General features: G+C 48.0%; 19 protein-coding genes and 1 riboswitch. Of the genes, 8 read left to right on the forward strand and 11 right to left on the reverse strand.

The window, feature by feature from the left end; genetic code table 11:
- The first annotated feature begins 175 nt into the window (after positions 1–175).
- Complete coding sequence (gene mgtE / locus CF168_RS17460; protein WP_011627202.1) at positions 176–1,540, forward strand: magnesium transporter; 1,365 nt, start codon at positions 176–178, stop codon at positions 1,538–1,540.
- 74 nt (positions 1,541–1,614) lie between these two features.
- Here the strand turns inward: mgtE and CF168_RS17465 are convergent, their stop codons facing one another.
- Both CF168_RS17465 and CF168_RS17470 read right to left on the reverse strand, forming a co-directional pair.
- Positions 1,615–2,442 (reverse strand): molybdate ABC transporter substrate-binding protein, encoded by an 828-nt coding sequence (locus CF168_RS17465; protein WP_089068478.1) that lies wholly within the window; start codon positions 2,440–2,442, stop codon positions 1,615–1,617.
- Positions 2,443–2,681: 239 nt separating this feature from the next.
- Positions 2,682–3,374 carry an OmpA family protein gene (locus tag CF168_RS17470; protein ID WP_089068479.1) on the reverse strand — a complete coding sequence of 231 codons (693 nt, stop codon included), beginning with the start codon at positions 3,372–3,374 and terminating at the stop codon, positions 2,682–2,684.
- A 655-nt stretch (positions 3,375–4,029) separates the two neighbouring features.
- Between CF168_RS17470 and CF168_RS17480 the strand changes: the two genes are divergently transcribed.
- The gene (locus tag CF168_RS17480; protein WP_011621463.1) at positions 4,030–4,263 is read left to right on the forward strand and encodes a transposase; all 234 of its coding nucleotides are present in this window, start codon (positions 4,030–4,032) and stop codon (positions 4,261–4,263) included.
- A 722-nt stretch (positions 4,264–4,985) separates the two neighbouring features.
- Here CF168_RS17480 and CF168_RS17485 read toward each other — a convergent pair.
- Both CF168_RS17485 and CF168_RS17490 read right to left on the reverse strand, forming a co-directional pair.
- Positions 4,986–5,843 carry a PA4780 family RIO1-like protein kinase gene (locus CF168_RS17485; protein WP_011715841.1) on the reverse strand — a complete coding sequence of 286 codons (858 nt, stop codon included), beginning with the start codon at positions 5,841–5,843 and terminating at the stop codon, positions 4,986–4,988.
- A 270-nt stretch (positions 5,844–6,113) separates the two neighbouring features.
- Positions 6,114–6,455, reverse strand: a complete 342-nt coding sequence (locus tag CF168_RS17490) for a hypothetical protein (protein ID WP_089068480.1) — start codon at positions 6,453–6,455, stop codon at positions 6,114–6,116.
- Positions 6,456–6,656: 201 nt separating this feature from the next.
- Here CF168_RS17490 and CF168_RS17495 point away from each other — a divergent pair, with 201 nt between their 5' ends.
- The gene (locus CF168_RS17495; RefSeq protein ID WP_089068481.1) at positions 6,657–7,205 is read left to right on the forward strand and encodes a DUF2799 domain-containing protein; all 549 of its coding nucleotides are present in this window, start codon (positions 6,657–6,659) and stop codon (positions 7,203–7,205) included.
- 52 nt (positions 7,206–7,257) lie between these two features.
- Here the strand turns inward: CF168_RS17495 and CF168_RS17500 are convergent, their stop codons facing one another.
- A complete protein-coding gene (locus tag CF168_RS17500) occupies positions 7,258–8,028 on the reverse strand; it encodes a phosphatase PAP2 family protein (RefSeq protein ID WP_089068482.1) in 771 nt (256 codons plus the stop codon).
- Between the two features lie 205 nt (positions 8,029–8,233).
- On the opposite strand from CF168_RS17500, the gene CF168_RS17505 reads away from it, so the two are divergent.
- On the forward strand, positions 8,234–10,174 hold the full coding sequence (locus CF168_RS17505) for a bifunctional diguanylate cyclase/phosphodiesterase (RefSeq protein WP_089068483.1): 1,941 nt from the start codon (positions 8,234–8,236) through the stop codon (positions 10,172–10,174).
- A gap of 173 nt (positions 10,175–10,347) precedes the next feature.
- Here the strand turns inward: CF168_RS17505 and nrfA are convergent, their stop codons facing one another.
- The gene (nrfA, locus tag CF168_RS17510) at positions 10,348–11,751 is read right to left on the reverse strand and encodes an ammonia-forming nitrite reductase cytochrome c552 subunit (protein WP_089068484.1); all 1,404 of its coding nucleotides are present in this window, start codon (positions 11,749–11,751) and stop codon (positions 10,348–10,350) included.
- 241 nt (positions 11,752–11,992) lie between these two features.
- Here nrfA and narQ point away from each other — a divergent pair, with 241 nt between their 5' ends.
- Together narQ and CF168_RS17520 are read left to right on the forward strand one after the other, a co-directional pair.
- Entirely contained in the window at positions 11,993–13,786 is a 1,794-nt protein-coding gene (gene narQ, locus CF168_RS17515) for a nitrate/nitrite two-component system sensor histidine kinase NarQ (RefSeq protein WP_089068485.1), read from the forward strand.
- The gene (locus CF168_RS17520) at positions 13,779–14,408 is read left to right on the forward strand and encodes a response regulator (protein ID WP_011621455.1); all 630 of its coding nucleotides are present in this window, start codon (positions 13,779–13,781) and stop codon (positions 14,406–14,408) included. The genes narQ and CF168_RS17520 overlap by 8 nt, the downstream gene beginning before the upstream one ends.
- 88 nt (positions 14,409–14,496) lie before the next feature.
- Here CF168_RS17520 and CF168_RS17525 read toward each other — a convergent pair whose 3' ends face one another.
- A complete protein-coding gene (locus tag CF168_RS17525; RefSeq protein WP_086901968.1) occupies positions 14,497–14,871 on the reverse strand; it encodes a YacL family protein in 375 nt (124 codons plus the stop codon).
- Between the two features lie 180 nt (positions 14,872–15,051).
- On the opposite strand from CF168_RS17525, the gene CF168_RS17530 reads away from it, so the two are divergent.
- On the forward strand, positions 15,052–16,017 hold the full coding sequence (locus CF168_RS17530) for a zinc transporter ZntB (RefSeq protein ID WP_089068486.1): 966 nt from the start codon (positions 15,052–15,054) through the stop codon (positions 16,015–16,017).
- A 54-nt stretch (positions 16,018–16,071) separates the two neighbouring features.
- Here CF168_RS17530 and CF168_RS17535 read toward each other — a convergent pair whose 3' ends face one another.
- The 3 genes from CF168_RS17535 to CF168_RS17545 form a co-directional block, all read right to left on the reverse strand.
- Entirely contained in the window at positions 16,072–17,187 is a 1,116-nt protein-coding gene (locus CF168_RS17535; protein ID WP_089068487.1) for a succinylglutamate desuccinylase/aspartoacylase family protein, read from the reverse strand.
- 1 nt (position 17,188) lies between these two features.
- Positions 17,189–18,544, reverse strand: a complete 1,356-nt coding sequence (gene lysC / locus CF168_RS17540; protein ID WP_089068488.1) for a lysine-sensitive aspartokinase 3 — start codon at positions 18,542–18,544, stop codon at positions 17,189–17,191.
- Between the two features lie 143 nt (positions 18,545–18,687).
- A riboswitch (Lysine riboswitch) is annotated at positions 18,688–18,862 on the reverse strand.
- Positions 18,863–19,104: 242 nt separating this feature from the next.
- Positions 19,105–19,539, reverse strand: coding sequence for a DUF3293 domain-containing protein (locus CF168_RS17545; protein WP_089068489.1), 435 nt, complete (start codon positions 19,537–19,539; stop codon positions 19,105–19,107).
- A gap of 586 nt (positions 19,540–20,125) precedes the next feature.
- On the opposite strand from CF168_RS17545, the gene arcA reads away from it, so the two are divergent.
- Positions 20,126–20,842: a two-component system response regulator ArcA gene (gene arcA / locus CF168_RS17550; protein ID WP_007644695.1), complete on the forward strand. Its 717-nt coding sequence runs from the start codon at positions 20,126–20,128 to the stop codon at positions 20,840–20,842.
- A 333-nt stretch (positions 20,843–21,175) separates the two neighbouring features.
- Here arcA and CF168_RS17555 read toward each other — a convergent pair whose 3' ends face one another.
- Positions 21,176–23,467 carry a S9 family peptidase gene (locus CF168_RS17555; RefSeq protein ID WP_089068490.1) on the reverse strand — a complete coding sequence of 764 codons (2,292 nt, stop codon included), beginning with the start codon at positions 23,465–23,467 and terminating at the stop codon, positions 21,176–21,178.
- Positions 23,468–23,730: the final 263 nt, after the last annotated feature.

Raw genomic sequence — 23,730 nt, forward strand, 5'->3', positions numbered from 1 at the left:
TATTCAGTACCCTGTTTGGTTTTGATTTCAGCACCTTATACCAGTAAAACACATTTGTGACTCGACGCCCTCCCGTGCGCTCAATTACAATATACTGCTGCGCTTTGGCTTAAGTCCTTTGGCTTAAGTCTTCAACAGCCAAACGCCCCATCCACGTCGCCACCTTGGAGGAAACATGCCTGTAGAAGCCTCAGACAGCTTACAAGTCGAACAACGTCTCGACCAACTGAGCCATGCCCTCAATAGCGGTATGTTTGTGCATGTCAGGCAAATGCTGCAAAACATGGCGGCGTCGGATATCGCATTGATTTTAGAGTCCTCGCCCCCTAAAGCGCGGCAAGTGCTATGGCAACTTATCGATCAAGATCAGCTCGGGGATATTCTCGATGAACTCAGTGAAGAGCTAAAAGATCCGTTGATCCGCGCCATGAGCCCTGAACGGGTCGCCAAGGCGACCGCCAGTATGGATACGGACGATCTCGCTTATATCCTGCGAAGCTTGCCGGATACCGTCTATAAGCAAGTATTGCAGTCTATGAGCCTGCAAAACCGCCAGCGGGTGGAGCAAGCGCTCTCCTACCCCGATGAAACCGCGGGCAGCCTAATGAACACAGATACTGTGACCTTAAGGCCCGATGTGAATATCGATGTGGTACTGCGTTATTTGCGCCAACGGGGCAATCTGCCCGACACCACTGACACCTTATACGTGGTGGATAAGCACGATCGCGTACTCGGCGGGGTAAAACTTGCGGATCTGCTCACCTGCGATCCCAATACTCATATCAGTAGCATTATCGATACCGATATCGAGAGCATTCCCGTGGGCATGTCCGACAGCGAAGTAGCGCAGCTGTTCGAGCGCCATGACTGGGTATCTGCGCCAGTGGTCGACAGTGAGGGCAAATTACTCGGGCGTATCACCATCGATGACGTGGTGGATGTTATCCGTGAAGACGCCGAGCACTCCATGATGGGGATGGCGGGGATGGACGATGATGAAGACACCTTCGCCCCTGTGGTAAAGAGTACTTTCCGCCGCTCACTCTGGCTGACGATTAACCTGTTTGCCGCCCTGCTGGCGGCCTCTGTCAGCAATATGTTTGAAGGCACAATCGAACAATTCGCCACTATTGCGATTTTAATGACGATTGTACCGAGCATGGGCGGGGTCGCGGGTAATCAAACCTTAGCTCTTGTTATCCGCGGGATTGCCTTAGGCCATATTGGCCAGAGCAATGCTCGCTGGCTGATTGGCAAAGAACTCGCCATTGGCTTTTTGAACGGCCTCATGTGGTCGATTTTGGTGTTTATCGCGGTATTAGTTTGGAAAGATGATATGGCACTTGCCAGCCTGATTGGCGGCGCAATGCTCATCAATATGACAGTCGCCGGACTGGCTGGCGCCAGTATTCCGCTAATCTTAAAACGCTTGAAAGTAGATCCGGCGTTAGCGGGCGGTATGGTACTCACCACAGTCACCGATGTCATAGGCTTATTTGCCTTCTTAGGATTAGCGACCCTGTATTTAATGCACTAGCACAGACCTAAGCCTTACTAAAACGAGCAACAAAAATGGCGCCATATGGCGCCATTTTTAATAGACGATTACCACTATTTTTTAGGCGGCTGAAAGCCATAGCCCGTTAAAATCGCCTGTCCCTCAGGGGATAAAATAAACTCGGCCAGAGGCGCGGCCGCACTATTGGCATCCTTTAACACCAATAGGCCATAGTCGGCGCCAACGGCTAACTCTGGCGGTAAATCGACAATCTTGAGGCTCGGCACTTCTTTTTGTGCCAGCACCGCATTGGTGCAATAGGTTAAGAACACGTCCGCCTGCTTATTTTCCATCACCCAAGCATAGGGATTGCGATCTTTGGGCGGTTTAGCACTCTCAGGCCCACCCGTTAGCTGCAATGCTTTGGTTTCTAATGTAGTTTTTGCATTAGCTTTTAAGGCCTCGGCTTTCGCAAACACGGCCCAAGCATAATCCCCCGCGGGATCGGCTTTTGGCGTTGATGTCCCAAGCTTAATTTGCGGCACGAGCAGGGTGTCTAATAAGTTCGCACTGGTGAGTGGTACATCCGCCTGGGCAATGGCACAGAGCTGGTTACGGGCAAACATTTGCACCTGTTGACCCGCTCCCGCATCGACTAAGGCCTGCGGGTGTTTCATATTCGCCGAAGCGAAGATATCCACTCGCTCACCCTCTTGGATCCGCTTGAGTAGTAGGCCTGAAGGCGCATATTGCGCCGCGACTTTAGCGTCGGATTTCGCTTGATAAGCGGCAATAATATCGTTCATCGCCGCCTTTAAACTGCCTGCGGCCCTCAGTTCAATAGGGGTTGTCACCTCAGCGCTCATTGGCGCGCCTTGTACCATTCCCGCCATCAATGTCGACCCTAAACTGATTGCTAACACTAAACCCTGTTTTGCCATGCTGTTATCTCCGTTTGCACAGGAAAATGTCCTAGTGCATACAAGACGGCAAAACCTTTAGCGGATCAAGTATTACCGCTGCTGGATAAATTCAAATCGGGACGATTGTGGCCAAGATCACTTAAGTCTTTTAGGTGAATGGACAAATTGTCCCCGAATGCAAATTGTTGCCTAATGCAAAGAGTCACCGAGTGCAGAGAGTAAAAAGTCGCCCGTAGGCGACTCTTATTTTATGGAAATTATTGCCCCGTTGGGGTTAACACAATTTCCACTCGACGGTTTTGCGCGCGACCTGCGGCATTCGCATTCGATGCAATAGGACTCGCCTCACCCATGCCCTTAGATTTAACGCGAGCAGAAGCCACACCTTTGCTCATCAGGTAATTGCCCACTTCGCTGGCGCGGACTTGTGATAAACGTAGGTTGTACGAATCTGAGCCGCTGCTGTCGGTGTAACCTAATATGTTCAGTTGAGTCTTGCTGTATTCCTTGGCCACCAGCGCCACTGAGTTAAGTACACGCTTAGCGCTATCACTCAGCTCAGTTTGGTCTACACCAAAGGTCACTTCGTTTGGCATATTTAGAATAATATTGTCACCGTCGCGGGTCACACTCACGCCTGTCGAAGCCAGTTGTTGGCGCAGTTTGGTTTCTTGCACATCCATGTAGTAACCAATCCCACCGCCGACGGCGGCGCCTGAAGCTGCACCAATTAAGGCACCTTTACCGCGGTCGCTCTTGCTTGAGGACGCAACCCCAACAGCCGCGCCGGCAACCGCACCAATTAAGGCGCCAGTAGTTGCTTTTGCCGTTTGTTGCTCATTGGTATAGGGATTGACTGTAGAACAGCCAGACGCAATCAAGGCGCCTGTCACCACAACAATCGCAAGCTTAGATGCTGGCAGTGATTTGATCAGAGAAGGCTTCATCATTTATGACCTCATAACATGATTGATGATGGTATTTGCCCGCCAAAAGGCAAAGGGCGTGGCAAGTCGCCAAAGGACACCATAAAAAATCGCAGTATATAAGCATTCTCTTTTGAGACAATCTTTAATCGCTTCTTTGCTCAGTTTATGACTGATCCAATCGAAAATAACACCAAATAAAAACATCTTAAGATCATCTACTCAACATTTAGAGTAAAAGCACTGAAATAGTGCAAGCTGCACCGTTTCAGACATGGCTTAAAAAAGTCACCGTTTGAAACATTTTAGTAAGACTATGATTTTTAATATAAATATAAATTTATAAATGTTGGCACGGATTTTACATACTAATAAATAGGTAGAAGAGCAGAGGCGCTCAAAGCCACTCACTCAACACCTTATGTAAGCTGTTTGACATCAATGGACGTTAATCTAAGTGCCCGTTGTGAGGCATGTAATCGAAGCACAATCCCTAAGTGGATTGAGGAGAATAGAGATGAAACATCTGATGAAACTTATTAGTCATTGTCGCCACGAATGGTTGTCCCTGCGCCACCTAGGACATAGCCAGTGGGATATAGAACAGCGTCACTAATCACCAAGGAAAGCACCGAAAGAACCAGCAAGCAGACAGAACATAGAGTAAGAGGGATAACCCATGGGAATCGCCAATCATAGTCTTAAACCTGACGTTATTTTTGAAGTAAAAGTCAAAGGCAGATTACTCTCTGATGTCGCACGACAGTACGGTATTTCGGCTAAAGCGGTTTACCAATGGGTAAGGGAAAGTGAGCAACAGCCGCAGCAAAGGGAGTGCGCTTTAATCTCTGAAATTGCGCAGTTGCAGAAACGTATTAAACAGCTAAACAGTGAATTACGCACTATAGGTTGAGGTAACCTCGCCCAGTGCCCTTATCGACAAGGCCGGACCCCATTGCATATTGCCCTGTAGGTCTAACGCGGTATGAAAGTTGTGCTAAAAACAATAATAACAGCGCCCTTTTACGTCCGGCCTTGTCATCCAATGAAGAGAATGCGTGATCAATAACAGTTTAGACAGGGTCGGATGGGTATCTATTATCGCTCCCCAACGACCTAAGATATAAATCGTACAAATAACAATAATAACTGTGCAGTTTACTATCCGGCTCTGTCAACTTAATGCTTAAAGGGTATGCAATAGCAAAAGAGGAAAGGTTTTGACAAGGCTTTAGAGGGAGCTATCTCCCCCAAAGATCAAATATGTGAATTGTGCTCCCCCAAGTCACGAACATATTACCCTCTTGGGTCTTGTCCTTTTATTCACGGATCAAAGACGATCCAGCGCTAGACTAGGATAGCGCGCCATGGATGGCTGTGTTGCTTGCAACACCAAAGGTTTCGGCAAGGCTCGAGGGAGTTGTCTCCCCCAAAGATTAATATGTCGATAGGGCTCTGTGACCCATCAATATATTTCTCCCTTAGGTCTTGTCCTTTTATTGAGTGGTTCAATGGAAAGGAAGGGACTGAGTGCCCATGCCAAGGACGGCAATGCCACTGTTTTGATGACTGCATCGAAAGGATTTATCCAATACAAAAGACGCCTATCTGGCGTCTTTTTTATTGGGATGTCAGCTAATAGTTTTCGTTAGCCTCTTGCAGTCGCAGCTTACGCTCCTGCGCCTCATCATAGGCGGCTTGGATCTCATCCAAGACAGAATTCACATCGGCATCGACTAATACTTCGGTAAATTTACCCGTGAGCGGCGTATCCGCTTTTAATTGCCCAGCTTCAAACAGTGCCCACATTTCTTTGGCATATTGGGTCTTGAGCAGCTCTGGGGCGTACTGACCGTAATATTGCGTCATGTTGTTAACATCACGCTCCAACATCCATTTCGCATGGTTGTTGGCCGCAGCATCGACAGCCTGAGGCAAATCGATAATCACAGGGCCATTAGCATCCACTAGGACGTTAAACTCGGATAAGTCGCCGTGAACTAAACCTGCGCAGAGCATACGTTTAACATAGGTCATCACTAACCCATGGTCGTGGATGGCTTGCTCGGCACTGAAACTCACATCATTTAGACGGGGCGCGACATGGCCTTCGCTGTCGGTGACGAGTTCCATCAACAATACGCCATCGAAACAGCCAAAGGGCGTTGGTACTCTGACGCCCGCATCGGCTAAACGAAACAACGCATCGACCTCAGCGCTCTGCCAGGCCTCTTCCATTTGTTCGCGGCCAAACTTGGAGCCTTTTTCCATCGCTCTGGCTCGGCGGCTATTACGGACTTTACGTCCCTCTTGGTAAACCACCGCCTGCTTAAAACTGCGTTTCTCCGCTTCTTTATACACCTTGGCGCAGCGAATATCCTCACCACAGCGTACCACGTACACTGTAGCCTCTTTACCGCTCATCAGTTGGCTAATGACTTCGTCAACCAGCCCTTCATCAACCAGAGGTTGGATTCGTTTAGGAGTTTTCATACCGACCTTATACCTTACTTAGGCGTAAGATGGAATGTGCCGGGCAAATCTTCATATAAAAGCAGCCTTATAAAGAGGATAGATAAAAAGATTCAGTTAAAGATACCTGACTTCAGTAAAAACTAAAGCACCTCGTGCAGGAACACAATAGCAAAACGCAGTGGATTTACCGTCAGTAAAGCTGCTGAAAATTAACCCTGATTGCCTGTACCTTGGCTTAACGAGCGCATCGATTGACTCAAGCAACAAGGCTATGAAATCCATCGTGATTTATACGAAGAGCGCAATCACACTGCCAACCGTTGCCGCAGCCTTGAGCAACTGTCCGGCTTTGTAATAACCTTGAACATTCTCTTGGGACGATGCTTTCGGCTCATGGACTGATTCACACCCCTGCGGCTCAGCCAGACCAAGCGCGCCATGGGCAAAGGATTGCAGGGCGCCGACCTCAGTCTGAGTCTTGTTATCGCTCGACTCTTGAGGTCCTGTACCACTCTTAAGTTCCGTCTTCAGCTCTTTTGCTGGCACAGAAGCCGTCTCATTGTGTGGCACAGACCGTTTTGTCCCCAAGGGCGAGCTATCTGATGAAGGTGGCAAAACCTGCATAAGCATATCCAATACAATGGGTTAAAAATTAAAACTAACATTAACTCAATGCCTTAGCATTATTGCATCGCGCGAGTTGTGACTCAGATAGGAAAAGCCAGCCAAAGCGCTGTGCCGGATAACCGTATTGCGGGCGCAATATTGCACTGGCTCTCCCCTCCCCTAAGCTTTATGCTGATGCCCTTTTGTGACTGATCTGATTTTCAAATGCGCTATCTTAATCTTGCTTTGGCTCTTACCGCCCTCTCCCTCACCCAATGCACGAGTCTCTCACTCGAGGAATGCCGAGATAATGACTGGTACGCCACGGGCTTAGCCGACGGTAATCGAGGCGCCAACGCGAGTCTGCTCAATCAATATCAGCAGGATTGTCATGAGTTTAACCTCAAGGTGGATGCTGCCCAATGGCAACAGGGGTATCAGCAGGGGCTTATCAGCTATTGTCTGCCCGAAAATGGCTACCGCGTAGGTTTAGCTGGAGAAAGTTACTACGGCGTTTGTAACAACAATCAGTTTGTTGAGCGTTATAACCAAGGACACGAGCAATATTTGGTGAATAAGCGTCTGGCTGAAATTGCCGACCGCCTAAATGCCATCGATATCGAAATCAGCAGCATCAACAACAAGCTGAACAATCTCACCGATAAAGCCGATCTGCTGCGGCAGAAGAACATCCTATTGAACGAGAAAAACCATCTCCTCGACGAAAGACTCAGATTGCGCCAAGGCGATATCCGCTTTGAGTTTCGCTTCTAAGCTTTCGCCTCAGGCTAGTTTGAGGGATAACAATGGCTTGAGGGATCAGCTATCACTTAGAGATGGCTTCTTTGGTATTGATAATACTGATTTTGTTGGCAACTTTAATCTTTTTGACCTTGGGCACACGAAGAAAGAAGCCATAGTAGAGCAAGCTGGCGGATGTCCAAGCGATAGCCAAACTCCAGAGGTCGTGGCTCAAGAAATGGGCACCACGAAGCTCCTGCGCGAAACCAAACACCGCACCTAATACTATCCCAAAGATGAGTCCCGCTTTGGCATAAGCAGGGCGATATTCCTTCAGCACATAATAGCTTGCTACCCAAGCAAAACCACCGCTCGAATGTCCACCGGGAAAACACTGACCAAACTCAGCGCCCTCAGGCAAGCGAGCAAACAAGGATGAATGCATCATGCGACCGCCAAACTCAAGCACATCCCAAGGGCAAGTCATATGAGTAAGACTCTTACCAAGGCGCACTAAAACCACGCTGGCCATCACACTGCAGAATAAATAGATAAAGCCTTTACGGTAGGGGCGCAGTTTGTCGACGCGAAAGCTTAAGCCAATGCAACTAACGACGACTACGGCAAGCAGAATCACCAGATTTCGCCCAGTGACATGCAGCAGCCCCTCTGTCAACCAATGGCCACGCAAAGGCCAAGAATCGACCCCACCCTGCCAGTGAAATAACAAGCTGGCGAACCGCATATCGGCATGGGTCAGTTCGAGCCAAAAAATAATCACCGCAAACACAAGCCAAGGTGTGAGCAAATGTCCCTTTGCAAAACTGAAAAATGTCGTCCTAACATTACTTTTCATAATGTAATGCACTTAGTTATCCACTCGCCAAAATACCCAGCACCAGACTACGGGCGAATTCTTATCAAAAGCTTAAGGAAACCAAAACACGGAAATTAACATAGTTTTTACAAAATAAGGCGAACTTAATCGTGCTGGAAAACTCGAAAACGAAGAAAAAGGCTATAGTGTATAAATAACAAAGTGCTTTTTGGATGAGCCTCAAATGCCCTACAAGTTTGCCCTCCAACAATCTCAAAAAGAACGTTTATTCGCGGATATCGCTATTGATACAGGCAAGATTACCGTGCCGCCTGAGATGCTAGAGAATTGGCAACAAACCTTAGATCTACTCTCCGAGATAGTGGATACGCCGGCTGCGCTTATCATGCGCGTTCACCCTACCGAGATTGAAGTATTTGCCTCAAGCCATAGTCAGGGAAATCCCTACAAGCCCCACGATAAAGAGCATTTGGGCCATGGCCTGTATTGCGAAACCGTGATGAAAGAATGCCGCGAGCTCCACATCCCCAACGCTTTGAAGGATACCGATTGGGATAAAAATCCCGACATAAAACTGGGGATGATTGCCTATTGTGGGCTGCCCTTGCATTGGCCCGATAACAGCACCTTCGGCACCATTTGTATGCTCGACAGTAAGGAGCGCAACTACAGCCAGCAGTTCCGCAGTTTATTGGCACGATTTCAAAATGCTATCGAAACCAATCTGATCACTCTGTTCCAACAGGCTAAGTTGCAGCTCCATAACCAACAACTCGAACAGAAAGTGCAGCAACGCACCCATGAACTGGCAGAACTCAGTGCCAAGTTAATCCGTGAAATTGAAACCCGTACGACGACCGAAAGCTCGCTTGAGTATCATAAGAGCTACGATCCGCTGACGGGGTTACCCAACAGACTCAATCTCATCAATACCCTAGCGAATATGCTGGAAGAGATTAATCGTAAAGAAAAAATCTCAGTATTTTACTTAGGGCTGCGTAACTTTAAGTCCATTAATGACAGCTACGGTTATCTTATCGGCGATAAGATACTCACTATCTTGAGCCAGCGCTTGCAGCATTGCACAGACGGCCATACCTTTATTGCCCGCATCGCAGGGGCGGAGTTTGTGCTAGTGCAAGCCCATAAGCCCTCGCAGCGCGAGACCCACAAACTGCTGAATCAGATCATCAACTGCTGTAATTCGCCCTTTGGTATCGCCGACTTCGTGATCACTATTCCCTCGTCAATCGGCATAGCGCAGGCACCAAGCGACGGTATCGATGCCGCGACCTTGCTGCAAAAAGCAGGTGCCGCCATGACCATTAGTAAGGCCGAAGGCACACCCTATAGCTTTTTTAATCAAGATACCCAAACAGCGCTGAGCCAGCGTTATCAGCTCGAGTCCCACTTAGTCGATGCACTGAGAAACAATGAATTAAGCCTGCACTACCAACCCTTTATCGAACTCAAGACCCACAAAGTGATTGGTGCAGAAGCCCTGCTGCGTTGGCACAATCCCGTGCTAGGACAAGTTCCCCCCGACCGATTTATCGCCTTGGCCGAACGTAATGGGCAAATCATGGAGATAGGTAACTTTGTGCTCCACAGCGCCATTAAACAAGCCGCCGACTGGTGCCGAATACTGCAACGGGACTTTAAAATCGCCATCAATATCTCCCCCGTGCAAATGCGTAATCCCCGCTTTGCCGAACATATTGCCGAGCTACTAACCCTGCACCAATTACCTGCCACGGCACTGGAGCTCGAGATCACCGAAGGAATGCTATTGCAGGACGAGCACTTAGCCCATAACGCTATTCAGCAATTGCAGGAACTGGGGATCCGCATCTCACTCGATGACTTTGGCACTGGCTACTCTTCCCTAAGCTATCTGCAAAAGTATTCCTTCGATACCTTAAAAATCGACCGCTGCTTTATCAGCAAACTCGAAAACAGCGAGCAGGACAGGGAGTTAACTAAGGCCATTATCGCCATAGGTAAAAAGCTCAAACTTAAGGTGATTGCCGAGGGAGTTGAAAACACCCATCAGGACAGTTTTATCCGCAGTGAAGAATGCGATTTAGGCCAAGGCTATCTCTATGGCAAACCCATGACGCCAGCGCAGTTTGAGCGGGATTTTATCCGCAAGCCAGAGGCTTAAATTCATTTTGTAAAGAAAGCACTGTGACTTGATGCCGTCATGCCTTGTTAATACCAAACAAACAAGCATCTAGCTTGAATAAGCACAAACAAATCGGCCATTAAAATAAAAAGCCCCCGCAACCTAAATTGCGGGGGCTTTGCTATGAGGGGTTAGCTCATATTCAAGGATGTTTACTTGTAAGTTGCTTCGCGTTTTTTCGCTTCTTCATCCCACTTAGGTAACACGTCTTTCTTGAATGCTTCTTTCTCTGCATTCATCTTGTCCATGTCCATACCCAGTGCAGCCTGTGCTTTAGCTTTAGTAGAGATATCTGGGATAGCAACAGGATCTGTTAAACCTTTTTTCGCTAACAACTGTGCTAACTTAACACGAGCATCAGCGGCTTTATTAACAGACGTACCCAACACTCGTAGTGCTTCTTCAGGCGCGTGAGCTGCAACACCGTGCGAAGCAATGGCTAAATCCCAGCGCCATTGAGCGTGGCGAATATCAGTTAAAATTGGCTTCATCTCAGCTTCGGTAGCACCTAATTCCCATGCTTTAGCGGCTTCGAAGTGCGCTTTCACTAATTGCTCTTCCGCTTTAAGTTTCATTTCTTTAACTTTAGCTTTGCGCTCATTAGTAACGCCAACTAAGAATTCTTTCGTTTGGCTATGGCAAGTTGCACAGGTTTCGTCGAAGCGATCGAACGGGTTACCGACTTTATGGTCAGTGAACTTCTTACCTTCAGGGCTAGTCACTTTAGGCATATGGCAGTCAACACAACTGACATTATTTTTACCATGAATACCCAGTTTCCAAGTTTCATACTCAGGGTGCTGTGCTTTTAACATTGGCGTCTTAGATAACGCGTGAGTCCAATCTGAGAACTCGATACCATCGTAATAAACTTCCATCTGGTCAACAGTGATGCCCATATCCCAAGGGAATTTTACGAAGTTCTTTCTGTCTTCTTTCTTCTCGAAATAGTATTCAACGTGACATTGACCGCAAACCATTGATTGCTTGTCTTTCTTCGAGGCTTTATCAAATGGCGTACCGATAGCATCCATTGCGCGGTCTACATAAGGACGAGAGATCCGCAGTTTTGGCGAACCTTTTTCATGGCAATCGCCACAGCCAATAGTATTGGTCACTTCCGGGCCACCTTTAGCCCACTTGCCTTTGAAGTAACCGTCTTCACCTTGTTCTTCGATCAGGCGAGGTACGTCAGGGCTCTTACAGCTCCAACAAGCCATTGGCATTGGGCCGTCTTCCGCGTTGGCAGGGGCGCCAGTACGTAGCGTATTACGCACATCAGTCACGGCATACATATGGCCGCGAGGCGCGTTGTAATCTTTAGCAAAACTATAACCCGCCCACAGAATAACCATATTAGGATCCTGTGCTAACGCATCAACTAGCTCTTCACTCTTTGCTGTGTCATGCCAGCTATTATATTGATTTTTAAATTTATCTTTATAAACTTCATTGCGAGGCTCAGTTTTATCACTCGCCATCGCACTCGCCGCCATGAAGCTCGCGGCAACCAATGCACTCAGTGCAAAGGACTTACCTGTCATCTTCTTCATCATCTCATCTCCGTGTTGCATTATTTTAATAAATCACGACATCTCCAGCGCCAAAGTTAGTGGCTTAACCCCTCCAAAGACATACCCCTTAGGAGGTATCTGGAGCGAAGTTTGGGCTAGATCAAAATGTAATAGTGTTGTTGTTCACACTTTTATGTTTTTGTTAATGTAGTACATTATTTTCTAATGTAAAACACGACTAAAGTGCTATTAAATCAACGGCCATATATTAGGTAATGGACATATGAAACGAGGCAGCCTTACCTCAAAAATTTTGGGTTTAATGTTAGTACTGATTTTACTTTCCAGCAGCCTAGCCATCTTCGCAATCATCAATTTGTCTTACAGTTTAGGCGATGCAAAGGCCATCAACGCCTCGGGTTCACTGCGGATGCAAAGTTACCGGCTGATGTTTTATGCCAATTCCGGCAGTGACGCCGCCCAAGAGAAAATTACCGAGTTTGAAAATACCTTGCATTCCGAGGCATTGCAACCCTCCACGGGTTGGCTTAGCCCGAAAAAGATCGCCGAACAGTATCAACTCGTTATCGATAAATGGCTGGTGATGAAGTACTACATTGAGCAGGAAAACTCCCGCGATTACGCCGCCTCGCTTAAAGACTTTGTCGATACCATTGATTTGTTGGTGTTAGAAATGGAGCACCACGCTGCCTTTAAGCTGCGCCTGCTTGCCGCGAGTCAGATTTTTGGACTCGGACTGATGCTCGCCATCGCCTTTTTAGCGGTACGTTTTACCAAGCGAAAAGTCGTAGTGCCCTTGCAGCAGTTAATGGAATCGGCCAACACCATTTCAAAGGGTAACTTCGAGATAGAAATGCCCGAGACCGAATATATTGAACTCACCGCCCTAACCCATGCGCTGCAAAAAACCGCCCGCGAGCTCGCGACCCTGTATGGCAACTTAGAATCCCAAGTCGCCGAAAAGACCCTAGCGCTCACTAGGGCAAATAATGAACTCGCGTTTTTATATGATAACCTATTGACGCTTAACGCGAATAAACTCGATTACAAGGCACTCAGAGCGGCGTTAAATCAATTAAAAGATTATGAGTCTATCGACTATTTACGGCTCATTATTCAGTACCCAGAGCAAGAGTTAGAAGTGGTTGAAGCCGATGGTGGTTGGCCGGAAGATGCCCAGCACAGCACCCGTTTTCCGCTGCAATTTGAGCAGGCCGATTTAGGTTACTTAGAACTGATTTCGGCGCAGGATACCAATACGCCGCTGTTTAAAAACTTCGCCATCATGCTCACTCGCTCCATCGTTATCCATAACGCCACTGAGCAGCGCCAGCAGCTGGCCTTGATGGAGGAGCGCGGAGTGATTGCCAGAGAATTACACGACTCCCTCGGTCAGGTACTGTCCTTCCTCAAAATCCAAATTAGTTTGCTACGCAAAAACTTAGACCATAGTTGCCGCAGCCCCGCGGTAGAGAGTCAACTGACGGAAATCAATGAAGGCGTCAGTACAGCCTACGTACAGCTCAGGGAGTTATTATCCACTTTCAGATTAACCATTAAGGAACCGAATCTGAAGAACGCGATGGAAGCCATGCTCGAGCAACTCAGGGCCAATACCGATATCAAGATCCATCTCGATTACAAACTCGCGCCCCAATGGCTCGAGGCGAAACAGCATATTCACATTCTGCAGATCACCCGTGAGGCCACACTCAACGCTATCAAGCATGCCAATGCCAGCCTGATCAATATTCGCTGTTATAAAGATGACAATGGCATGGTCAATATCAGTGTGAGCGATAACGGCATAGGAATTGGTTATCTTAAGGAGCGAGATCAACACTTTGGCATAGGGATCATGCACGAGCGTGCCAGTAAATTAGCGGGCACTGTTGTATTTAGCAGTAATGATACGCACACTAATAGCAAGGGAATTGCAGAACAAGATCAACAAATCCCAGGCACTCCCTCAGAGTCCAATAACGCATCACATTTGTCACAGGGAACTAAAGTTACTTTAGTTTTCCCTTCCCAACAGGAGCCTACACATGGGTAAGCCTTATTCAGTCCTCGTGGTCGATGACCATCCTCTCCTTCGCAAAGGGATCTGCCAACTGATCGCCTCCGATCCGGATTTTAGTCTCTTCGGTGAAGTCGGCGGAGGCTTGGATGCCTTAAGCGCCGTCGCCACCGATGAGCCCGATATTGTACTGCTCGATCTGAATATGAAGGGAATGACAGGACTCGATACCCTCAACGCAATGCGACAAGAAGGCGTTACCTCACGGATAGTGATCCTCACCGTTTCGGATGCCAAACAAGATGTGATCCGACTGCTGCGTGCTGGCGCCGACGGATACTTGCTGAAAGATACCGAGCCGGATCTGCTGCTCGATAAGCTCAAAAATGCCATGTTGGGCCACAGAGTGATCAGCGATGAGGTTGAAGAATATCTGTACGAGCTTAAAAATGCCGCCGATGAGCAGGAATGGATTTCAAGCCTCACCCCAAGGGAGCTACAGATCCTGCAACAGCTGGCAGAAGGGTTAAGCAACCGGATGATTTCAGAGCACTTACATATCAGTGAAGGCACGGTAAAAGTACACGTGAAAAACCTGCTGCGTAAGGCCAATGCCAAGTCGAGAACCGAAATGGCAGTCAGGTATTTGAACAACTAATACTTCAAACCTAGTGATTTAGCACTAAGCTCAAAAAATAAAGGCAATCAATCGATTGCCTTTATTTTATGCTTAGATTAAATCGGTATTATCGCCCTTTTTGCACAAACTCATACCAACTTAGCAATGCTTCCTCTAAGTCTTCTAAACCGCAATAGGCTTCCGATTCCGCATCGTAGAGAGACATTGCCTCTTCGAGTTCATATTCCTGCTCAAACCCTAAGGCATTGGCATAAATTCGTGCCTGCTCTTCATCCAGATCTAGGGTGAGATCGCCGCCGATTAACCGCCAAGAATCACGCTTACCCGCTTGAATATCTTTGATAATATCGAGCACTTGTTGAATTTTGGCTAACTCTGGCCCCAACTCTTCCGAAAACCATTGGCCCAGCACTTCATGGTCCATACTAAAGCTGGCTAAATAAGTGCCCGTCAAACTGTTACGCCGAAATTCATATTCCATTTTATCTTCTCAATGCATTACAACTAAGGCTAATTTTAATCTATTTCATCGTAAGTTGCTTGGCCAGCAATTTAGGCCCGCTAACCGTCGCAATTGTCAGCACAAACGTCGCCTAGACTTCATTTTCACAACGAAATCAGTTAGCTTGAGTCCATGATTTAGCAAGAGATGGAATGCGATATGCACGATGGATTTATCTACAGTTTAGTGCTTAGCGGCGCGAAGGCGGGTTCAAGCTTAAGCCCAGAAGAGCTTGAAAACTGGGATCCCAATGATGGGCTGATCTGGATACACCTACGTTATCGCCACAAAAAGGCCCGTCACTGGGTGTTAAATAGCGGCCTGAATAAAGTCGAAAGCGACGCCCTGCTCGCTCAGGATACTCGCCCGCGGGCCGTACTGGCTGGCGAAGGCGTCTTGCTAGCACTGCGCGGGGTTAACTTAAACCCTAATTCGGCCCCAGAAGACATGGTCGCGGTACGTATTTATGCCGATAAACAGCGGATTATCTCTACCTGCGATCGCGAGCTGCTCTCAGTCAAAGATGTCGCCGAACTCATCATGGAAGGCGCAGGCCCCACCACCACGGGGGACTTTATCGTCGCCGTTTGTGAAAGACTCACCACCCGTAAAGTGGATTTTATCGACACACTCGAAGAGCAACTATCTGAGTTAGAAGAACAAGTGGTCTCTGGCAATGTGAAAGATTTACGCACTGATATCGCCGAGCTACGCAGGCAAACCGTGGCACTGCGCCGCTACTTAGGCCCGCAGAAAGAAGCCTATCTCAAGATGCTCGCAGAACAATTTGTGCTGTTTAACGAGCCCGAAAGACTCAAGATGCGCGAAACCACGGATAAGCTGATCCGCACCATTGAAGACTTAGACGCCCTGCGTGACCGAGCCAATGTGACCCAGGAAGAGCTACTCAGCCAACAATCGGAGCAGCTAAACAAGCGCTTGTATTTCTTATCCTTAGTCTCGGCGATCTTTTTACCGCTAGGCTTTTTAACCGGATTGCTAGGGGTGAATATTGGCGGCATTCCCGGTGCGGATAACACTTGGGCCTTTGCGACCTTCTGCGGCATTCTTATCTCTCTGGTCGCCCTGCAAATGGCACTCTTCTATCGCTTTAAGTGGTTGTAGACTGGAATAAAAAACGCCAATCTTATGATTGGCGTTTCGTTTTACCCATTGCCGTTACTGTGGCAACTCAAACAGATTTGTCATGACTTTATAAAGCTCAGTGCCTTGATGCACGGACGCCGAGGCAAAATGGAGTATGGGCACACAATCCTGCGGCAAGCTTAGCGCCGTCAACTCCTGCTCACTGCCATATAAGTCGAGCCGCAGCAGATTGACTAAGGTCTCACCCGCCGCCAGTGGCTCTCCCACGGGCGCCACATATTCCACCAATCCTGCCATGGGGGCATGGTACTTTTTGTAATCCTTAAGATAACAGCCAAAACGTGGCATCTTTGCGGGTGCGACTCGCTCGGCGATCACCCCACGATGACTCAAGTAGGCCAAAATCCCCTGAGCATCGACTAAAGCATCCTCAAGGCAAATGCGTTCTTGGCTCGCCAGTTCCAAGGTAAAGGCCGAAACGGCAATCTTAAGTTCTCGCCCCTGTGCTTTGGCGACTTCACTCAATTGCCACCAAGGGCAAAATGCCGCTTCATCCATAGCACCGCCAAAACTATTGGGGATCACTAAGGTGTAAGGAATCGAGAAAAACTGCGCCGCCGTAAGGTCATATTCAGGGCAATACAAGTGTTTACAGGATTTAGGCCCAGTATGCAGATCGAGTACTATATCCGCCTCGTGGGCCATGGCCTGCAGGTTAACCGCTAATCTGTGGCCCGTGGTCACGCCCCACTCGTTGCGCAATCGCTGCTGACACGCTTCGACTAAGGTACTGCGATAAGCTTGGATAAGTTCGCTATCACTAAGCTCGGCATGTTCACGGTACCAAGTGGGTAAATCAATCAAGTGATTTAAGTACTCGCGGTTCCAGTTTGCCCCTGTAATAGGGTCAAAACGCCCCAGCGTAAACTCACCACTCTTTTGATTTATCCCCAGCGGATTTGCCAAGGGCACTAAGGTAATTTCCCCTAAGATGTCGCAGCGCTCAAGCTGCTTCATCAATTGGAAAATCACCGCGTTCCCCTGCACCTCAGCGCCGTGGACATTGGCCTGAATATACACTTTAGGGCCAGAAGCATGACCACTTGGCTTGAAGTGGTAAATCGGCAGAGTGAGTGCTTGCCCTGCGGCAAGCTCCCCAATGGTTAAATACGACGCAGTCGGTTGCATATTACGCGCCTTCGAACAGGTTTTCGTGCAGTGCTTTAACCACTTGCGCCGCTTCTGATTCGGCTACCAATACGCACAAGTTATGCGGACTGGCGCCTTGGCAGATCATGCGCACATTGTGGGGCTCAAGTACTTCAAACACCCGGCGGCAGATACCGGCTGTGGTGGCAATGCGATTACCGATAATCGCCACCAGTGCCAAACCATCTTCAACACGTACACGGCAATGCTGTGATAATTCCTGCAGCAACGCCTCGCTCAACAGCCCTTGGCCGCTTGAATCAGAGCCGGTTTTATCTAGGGTCAGCGATACGTTAACTTCTGAAGTGGTGATCAAATCCACACTGATCTTATGCCTTGCCAGTGTGGCAAAGGTTTCAGCCAAGAAGCCCTGTGCATGCAACATTTGCAGGCTGTGTAAATTGAGTAGCGTTTGGTCGCGGCGCAGTGCAACCGCACGAAACACAGGCGCATCTTCAACCTGATGACGGATCCAAGTGCCGCCCTTTTCAGGCTCCTTACTCGAACCGACAAACACTTGAATTTGTTGGCGCACCGCAGGCAGGATCGTCGCAGGGTGCAGCACTTTGGCACCAAAAGTCGCCATTTCGGCGGCTTCGTTAAAACTGATTTCGGCAATAGGATGGGCGTTTGGCGCAAGGCGCGGATCGGTCGTGTAAATCCCGGCCACATCGGTCCAAATCTCAACCGCAGAGGCTTTTAAGGCTTCGGCTAACAATGCCGCAGAATAGTCGCTACCGCCACGGCCAAGCGTGGTGGTTTGTCCGGCCTCATCTGAACCAATAAAGCCTTGAGTCACAATCACTTGCTCAGACAACAACGGCAGTAAATGCTCACGTGATAGAAGCGCAATTTGCTCAACCTGTGGCTCGGCGCGGCCAAAATGACTGTCGGTGCGCAGCACACGGCGCACATCGAAGGCACTCGAGTTGGCGCCTTTTTCGCGCAATACCGCCGCAAATAATGCCGACGAACACTGCTCACCAAGGGACAATAACTCATCCATGGTGGCCTTGCTGCGTTGGGATGCAAGCGCTTCGCTCAATACTGCCATACGGCTTAACAGCTTATCCAATGCCGCAGCTACATCGTTGGGGCGACCCAGTTTATCTAAGATAGCGTATTGAATTTGGGCGATTTGCTTTAAGCGCTGTAAACGACCATCGTCGTTCATCGACTCTTGAGTAAGTTCAACCAAGAGGTTAGTCACGCCACTGGAGGCGCTAACCACTACTAAACGGCAATCGGGATTGCCCAGTACGATATCGGCGCAGCGATTCATTGCACCGTAATCGGCGACTGAGGTACCACCAAATTTTGCGACAACAAGAGACATTATCGTACCTCCGCAGAAGCAGAAGACACGGCACAAACTAGGATAAGATCTTGATTAACTAACATGATTACGCTCCGAACCAACTTCGTTCGAAGAGCCTGGTGCTCAATGATACGCACCCCAAAAGAAGGGAAACAGCAATCGTCACCAGAAGCTCTCCACCAATTACAGGTGACAATCGTTAGGATTCAGCCTAAGCGACCGACATAAACATGCAGCAACCACATCTATGCCTCGGCGTTAATCTCCCTCATCAATCATCGCTGGAGTTTGTGCTCCTCTGACTGACTACCTAGTTAACGCTCCTCTTCTGTTCCTTTCCGCCGGAAAGGGACGAAAAAAGTAGCAATAAACCCCTAATGAAGTCAATGCTAATTTCACATCGCATAAACAAATTCAATAAACGCTTTTAAAAACAATGAGCAATTTAGCGGTAAAGCCAAAGCAAAAAATGGCGGCGAGGTATCATGCAGGCATTAACAGGATTAAAAAATAACTGACCTAGCCTTGCCCTTTACGGGCAAAGCCGGATAAGAAAAATAGCAATAAACTCGCGCGAGTTAGGTCGCTAGATCGGGCAGTTCGTAAACCAAACGCACGTGATCATTAAACAGGCCTAAACACACTTCATCATGCCCGGTGATGGTGCAAGGCACTAAACTCACCTCGCCATTTTCCACCATGTAGATGGCGTATTGATTGAACTTTTTCCCCAACTGCAGCGCCATGCTTCTATCGACAAACACCGCCCAGCTCTTTTCCATATGGGATAAATCTGGCGATGCGCCCACCATTGCACGATAGGGGCTGCCGATTAATTCAATATCACGGAGAAGTTGGCGGTCGAGTAAGCGGTTTTGGCTGGGACTGAGGAGGGTTGAAGCGGGATTATGGGCGGTAATTACAGCAAAGGAAAAATCACAGGATAATGCTTGAGTAAGCAAAAACAACGGCTTCTGGTAATGCTGCCACAAATCTTGAGTCATGTTGTCCATTGGTAGTCTAGTCGAAAAATGAACCCGAGCTAGTGTAGCAGAGCGCCTCCAAAATCCAAAGAGGCGTGAACTAGGTCACAAGAATTAAAAATACATTAGTTATACTAATCAATGACTAAAGTAAATATCATGGTAAATCAGGGCCTCATCCAGAAATTTGTTAACATTTCATTTGTTAACAAATGCCTAAAACGAGTACAATGACGCCATTGGCTAGTTGAGCAGATAACATTAAGTTTGCTTAATCTTGACAAGGGTTTGTTAGATTCCTCTGTGAAATCACCCAAGGCTAGCCAGACATCTTTTAAAATGTGTTCTACATTTGAGTTATCATTTAAACATTTTAAAAAAAACAATAGTTAAGGAACTATTTATAACTATTGCTTATCGAAGTTGATACTGGTTACGTTTTATCGTATTACACTTTAAACGTGCACTTTATATACATCCTGATGTGTCGCCGTAAAGATCTTTCCTTTGAAGCACAGAGCAGTTAGAGGAAGTATCAACATTTTATGAATATAAGGATCCGATGTAAGCGGTCCTTATGGTTAGAATAAAATTGGTTAAAATTTAGGTAATTAATATGCAAAATCCGCACATTCTGATCGTTGAAGATGAAGCCGTTACCCGTAACACGCTGAGAAGTATTTTCGAGGCAGAAGGGTATGTGGTAACTGAGGCCAATGATGGCGCAGAAATGCATAAGGCTATGCAGGAAAACAAAATTAACCTAGTGGTTATGGACATTAACCTACCAGGTAAAAACGGTCTGTTGTTGGCGCGTGAATTACGTGAAATCAACAACATCGGTCTGATCTTCCTGACAGGCCGTGACAACGAAGTCGACAAAATCCTTGGACTTGAAATTGGCGCGGACGATTATATTACCAAGCCGTTCAACCCACGTGAATTGACGATTCGTGCTCGCAACCTTCTGACTCGTGTGAATAGCGCTGGTAACGAAGTCGAAGAAAAGAGCTCTGTCGAATACTACCGTTTCAACGATTGGAGCCTAGAGATCAATAGCCGTTCTCTGGTGAGCCCACAGGGTGAATCTTACAAACTGCCACGTAGCGAATTCCGCGCTATGCTGCACTTTGTTGAAAACCCAGGCAAAATCTTAACTCGTGCCGATCTGCTGATGAAGATGACTGGCCGTGAGTTAAAGCCACACGACCGTACTGTTGACGTGACTATCCGTCGTATCCGTAAGCACTTCGAAAGCTTGCCAGATACGCCAGAAATCATCGCGACTATCCACGGTGAAGGCTACCGTTTCTGCGGTAACTTAGAAGACTAATCTTCTCAGTCCGTTTGAATAATAAAAAACCAGATCCTCGGATCTGGTTTTTTTATCTCTGCAATATGGCAAATCCTCTGCCCCGCTACTTGAATCGCTAAACTTGAATAACCGAGCTTAAATAGCCATCACAAACCTTAAGCGCATCGATTGGAATGGAGCACTTGACCAAGTGCTATCCACAGCCTTAACTCAGGTGCTAGCTAAGGTGGTAGCTAAAGTATTAGCCAAATACCGAGTGTAAAAAAAGAGTGAGGTGTTAGCCTCACTCTTGGATAATTGCATGCGCTAGTTTAACTGCATACGCTTGGTTAAACAGCGCCCTGCTGCGGGTTATTTGCCGCTTTTAAGCTGTCTATCGAGGAAATCCGCCAGCGAGCGATATAAGTGATTACGCACTTTCTCACCGCGCATCGAATGCTTAGAACCAGGGTAATCAATCATCTGGAACAGTTTGCCTTCGTCCTGCAACGCCTTATACACGCGAGTACTGTTTTCAAACAACACGTTATCGTCGGCCATACCGTGGTACATCAATAGCCCCGACTGATAGTTTTTCACATAGGGGAACACGCTACTGGATTCGTAACCTTGTTCATTATTCGCGGGATGGGCAAGATAACGCTCGGTGTAGTGAGTGTCGTACAAGCGCCAATCGGTGACGGGCGCGCCCGAAATCGCCGCCTTAAAGTAATCCGGTGCCTTAAACAGACTCATCAAGGCCATATAACCGCCGTAACTGTGGCCATAAATCGCCACATTATCGCTATCGACAAAGGGAAGGCTGCGCAGATAATCGACGCCAACCTTTTGGTCGTTCACTTCCGCCTCACCCAAGTGACGGTAAATTACCTGTTCGAACTGAGTGCCTCTGTGGGCGCTGCCACGGTTATCCAGTTGAAATACCACATAACCTTGCTGCACTAAGTATTGGGTAAAGTAATCCTGCTCACTCCAGCTATTGGTTACCAATTGCGCATGTGGGCCGCCATAAACGCGTACTACCACAGGGTATTTTTTGTTCGCATCGAAGGGCACAGGTTTAAAGAGGCGCGTTTGTAAGATTTGGCCATCTTCGGCTTTAAGCTCTTTAAACTCAGGCAGTTGCCACAGGCCAGCATAGTCATACAGAGGATGACCTGCTTTGACTTGGTTCTGCTCAACCCAGGCCAAATGCTGGCCCTTATCGCCGTGCAAACTGATCTGTGGCGGCTGAGATAAGCTATTGAAATAATCCAGATACACGCTTTGACTATCGGCAAATACCGGATTGTGCATCCCCGCCTCGCTGCTCACGCGCTCAACCTTGCCACCCGCTAACGGCACTCGGTAGAGATACTTTTCGATGGGGGTATCTTTACGGCCGGTGAAATACACCCAGCCTGCGGTTTCATCGATATATTCCAGCTCATCGACTGCCCAATTGCCCTTGGTCAGTTGCGTCTTCAGCTTACCTTTTAGGTCAAACAAATAGAGATGATTAAAGCCGTCACGCTCCGAGGCCCAGATAAACGCCGATTGCTGCTTTAAGAAGTGCAGGTCATTGTTAAGATTTACCCAAGCATCGCTGCGCTCTTTGACTAAGGTTTTCGGCTTGGTCAGCGCATCGAGAGCCACCAGTTGCAGATCTAATTTTTGTTGATCGCGGCTCTGCCACTGGAAGGATAAATGCTTGCTGTCGGGTAACCAATCGACGCGAGGCAGGTAAATATCCTTATTTTTATCATCGCTTAAGGTGACCCAATTGATGGCTTTATTATTAAGGGTCACAACACCCAGTTGGATCTCGACATTGTTTTTACCCGCCGCCGGATAACGCTGCTCGGTAAGCTTAATGCCATCGGCGTAGATTTCATTACGGGTGACTAACTCAACGCCAGACTCATCGATACGGGTAAAGGCGATGGCCGACTCATCGGGCGCCCACCAGTAACCCGTCATGCGATCCATTTCTTCCTGGGCGACAAATTCCGCCATGGCATTTTTAATCGCGCCGCCACCGTCTGTGGTCATGGCCTCAAGCTTTTTAGTCGCTAAATTGAGCACATACAGATTTTGGTCCCGCACGAAGGACACAAAATTGCCCTTGGGCGATAGGCGCGCATCGGTGGCAAAGCCCTCGCCTATCGGCAGTTGGCTGACGCTGTTATCCGCTAAGGAGAAGTAATACAGATTACCCGAGGCAGGGATCAACAGCGCCTTGCTATCGTCCGCCCAGAAATATTCCATAATGCCTTCGCCATAAATACGTTGGCGCTCGCGGCGGGCCTTTTCTTCATCGGATAACTCATTGCTCGCCAGCTTATCGGCGTTTAGCAACAGGCTAGATTCGCCCGTCTTCACGTCCATCTGCCAGAGATCGTAAAAGTTCTGGTTGTCTTTACGTCCCGCAAGATAGGTCACTCTTTGACCATCGGGGGATAACTTTAATCCACGGGGACTCGTGCCCGCCAAGGCAGGCGAAGCATTCATGCGCTCGATAGTCAGCGGCGTTGTGCCGCCTTCAAGCGCATAGGCGGGGGTCAATATCGCGCTAGAAACCATGGCCAGTTGACTCGCTATCAGTAGGGATGAGGCGCCCAATGTCACCGAGCGCAGGGAAGAAGCTAACCCATTTTTAGTCATTATTATTCCTTGGAAGCACATTCGCCTTAAGGTGGCGATCAAAAACTGCCGTCATTGTGCCAAGGCAAAGCCTAAATAAAAAGCGCAGGCAATATACAGATACAAATTAGCTGGCAAACTCCTTAAGTTCGCTCAATTTTCAAGATAACCCACTCAGTCTGACACAAAGGGATAACCCTCTTGGCTTAAATTGATTAAAACCCACAGCAACATCGCTGAAATTGTCGACTAACTGAGTTATTATTCGCGGCAAATAATGAAAT

The sequence above is a fragment of the Shewanella bicestrii genome (assembly GCF_002216875.1).
Taxonomy (GTDB): Bacteria; Pseudomonadota; Gammaproteobacteria; order Enterobacterales; family Shewanellaceae; genus Shewanella; species Shewanella seohaensis.

What these genes read in the sequence shown, in the direction of transcription:
- mgtE (WP_011627202.1), top strand. Translation starts at nt 176, where the DNA reads ATGCCTGTAGAAGCCTCAGACAGCTTACAAGTCGAACAACGTCTCGAC.
- CF168_RS17465 (WP_089068478.1), bottom strand. Translation starts at nt 2,442, where the DNA reads ATGGCAAAACAGGGTTTAGTGTTAGCAATCAGTTTAGGGTCGACATTG.
- CF168_RS17470 (WP_089068479.1), bottom strand. Translation starts at nt 3,374, where the DNA reads ATGATGAAGCCTTCTCTGATCAAATCACTGCCAGCATCTAAGCTTGCG.
- CF168_RS17480 (WP_011621463.1), top strand. Translation starts at nt 4,030, where the DNA reads ATGGGAATCGCCAATCATAGTCTTAAACCTGACGTTATTTTTGAAGTA.
- CF168_RS17485 (WP_011715841.1), bottom strand. Translation starts at nt 5,843, where the DNA reads ATGAAAACTCCTAAACGAATCCAACCTCTGGTTGATGAAGGGCTGGTT.
- CF168_RS17490 (WP_089068480.1), bottom strand. Translation starts at nt 6,455, where the DNA reads ATGCTTATGCAGGTTTTGCCACCTTCATCAGATAGCTCGCCCTTGGGG.
- CF168_RS17495 (WP_089068481.1), top strand. Translation starts at nt 6,657, where the DNA reads ATGCGCTATCTTAATCTTGCTTTGGCTCTTACCGCCCTCTCCCTCACC.
- CF168_RS17500 (WP_089068482.1), bottom strand. Translation starts at nt 8,028, where the DNA reads ATGAAAAGTAATGTTAGGACGACATTTTTCAGTTTTGCAAAGGGACAT.
- CF168_RS17505 (WP_089068483.1), top strand. Translation starts at nt 8,234, where the DNA reads ATGCCCTACAAGTTTGCCCTCCAACAATCTCAAAAAGAACGTTTATTC.
- nrfA (WP_089068484.1), bottom strand. Translation starts at nt 11,751, where the DNA reads ATGATGAAGAAGATGACAGGTAAGTCCTTTGCACTGAGTGCATTGGTT.
- narQ (WP_089068485.1), top strand. Translation starts at nt 11,993, where the DNA reads ATGAAACGAGGCAGCCTTACCTCAAAAATTTTGGGTTTAATGTTAGTA.
- CF168_RS17520 (WP_011621455.1), top strand. Translation starts at nt 13,779, where the DNA reads ATGGGTAAGCCTTATTCAGTCCTCGTGGTCGATGACCATCCTCTCCTT.
- CF168_RS17525 (WP_086901968.1), bottom strand. Translation starts at nt 14,871, where the DNA reads ATGGAATATGAATTTCGGCGTAACAGTTTGACGGGCACTTATTTAGCC.
- CF168_RS17530 (WP_089068486.1), top strand. Translation starts at nt 15,052, where the DNA reads ATGCACGATGGATTTATCTACAGTTTAGTGCTTAGCGGCGCGAAGGCG.
- CF168_RS17535 (WP_089068487.1), bottom strand. Translation starts at nt 17,187, where the DNA reads ATGCAACCGACTGCGTCGTATTTAACCATTGGGGAGCTTGCCGCAGGG.
- lysC (WP_089068488.1), bottom strand. Translation starts at nt 18,544, where the DNA reads ATGTCTCTTGTTGTCGCAAAATTTGGTGGTACCTCAGTCGCCGATTAC.
- CF168_RS17545 (WP_089068489.1), bottom strand. Translation starts at nt 19,539, where the DNA reads ATGGACAACATGACTCAAGATTTGTGGCAGCATTACCAGAAGCCGTTG.
- arcA (WP_007644695.1), top strand. Translation starts at nt 20,126, where the DNA reads ATGCAAAATCCGCACATTCTGATCGTTGAAGATGAAGCCGTTACCCGT.
- CF168_RS17555 (WP_089068490.1), bottom strand. Translation starts at nt 23,467, where the DNA reads ATGACTAAAAATGGGTTAGCTTCTTCCCTGCGCTCGGTGACATTGGGC.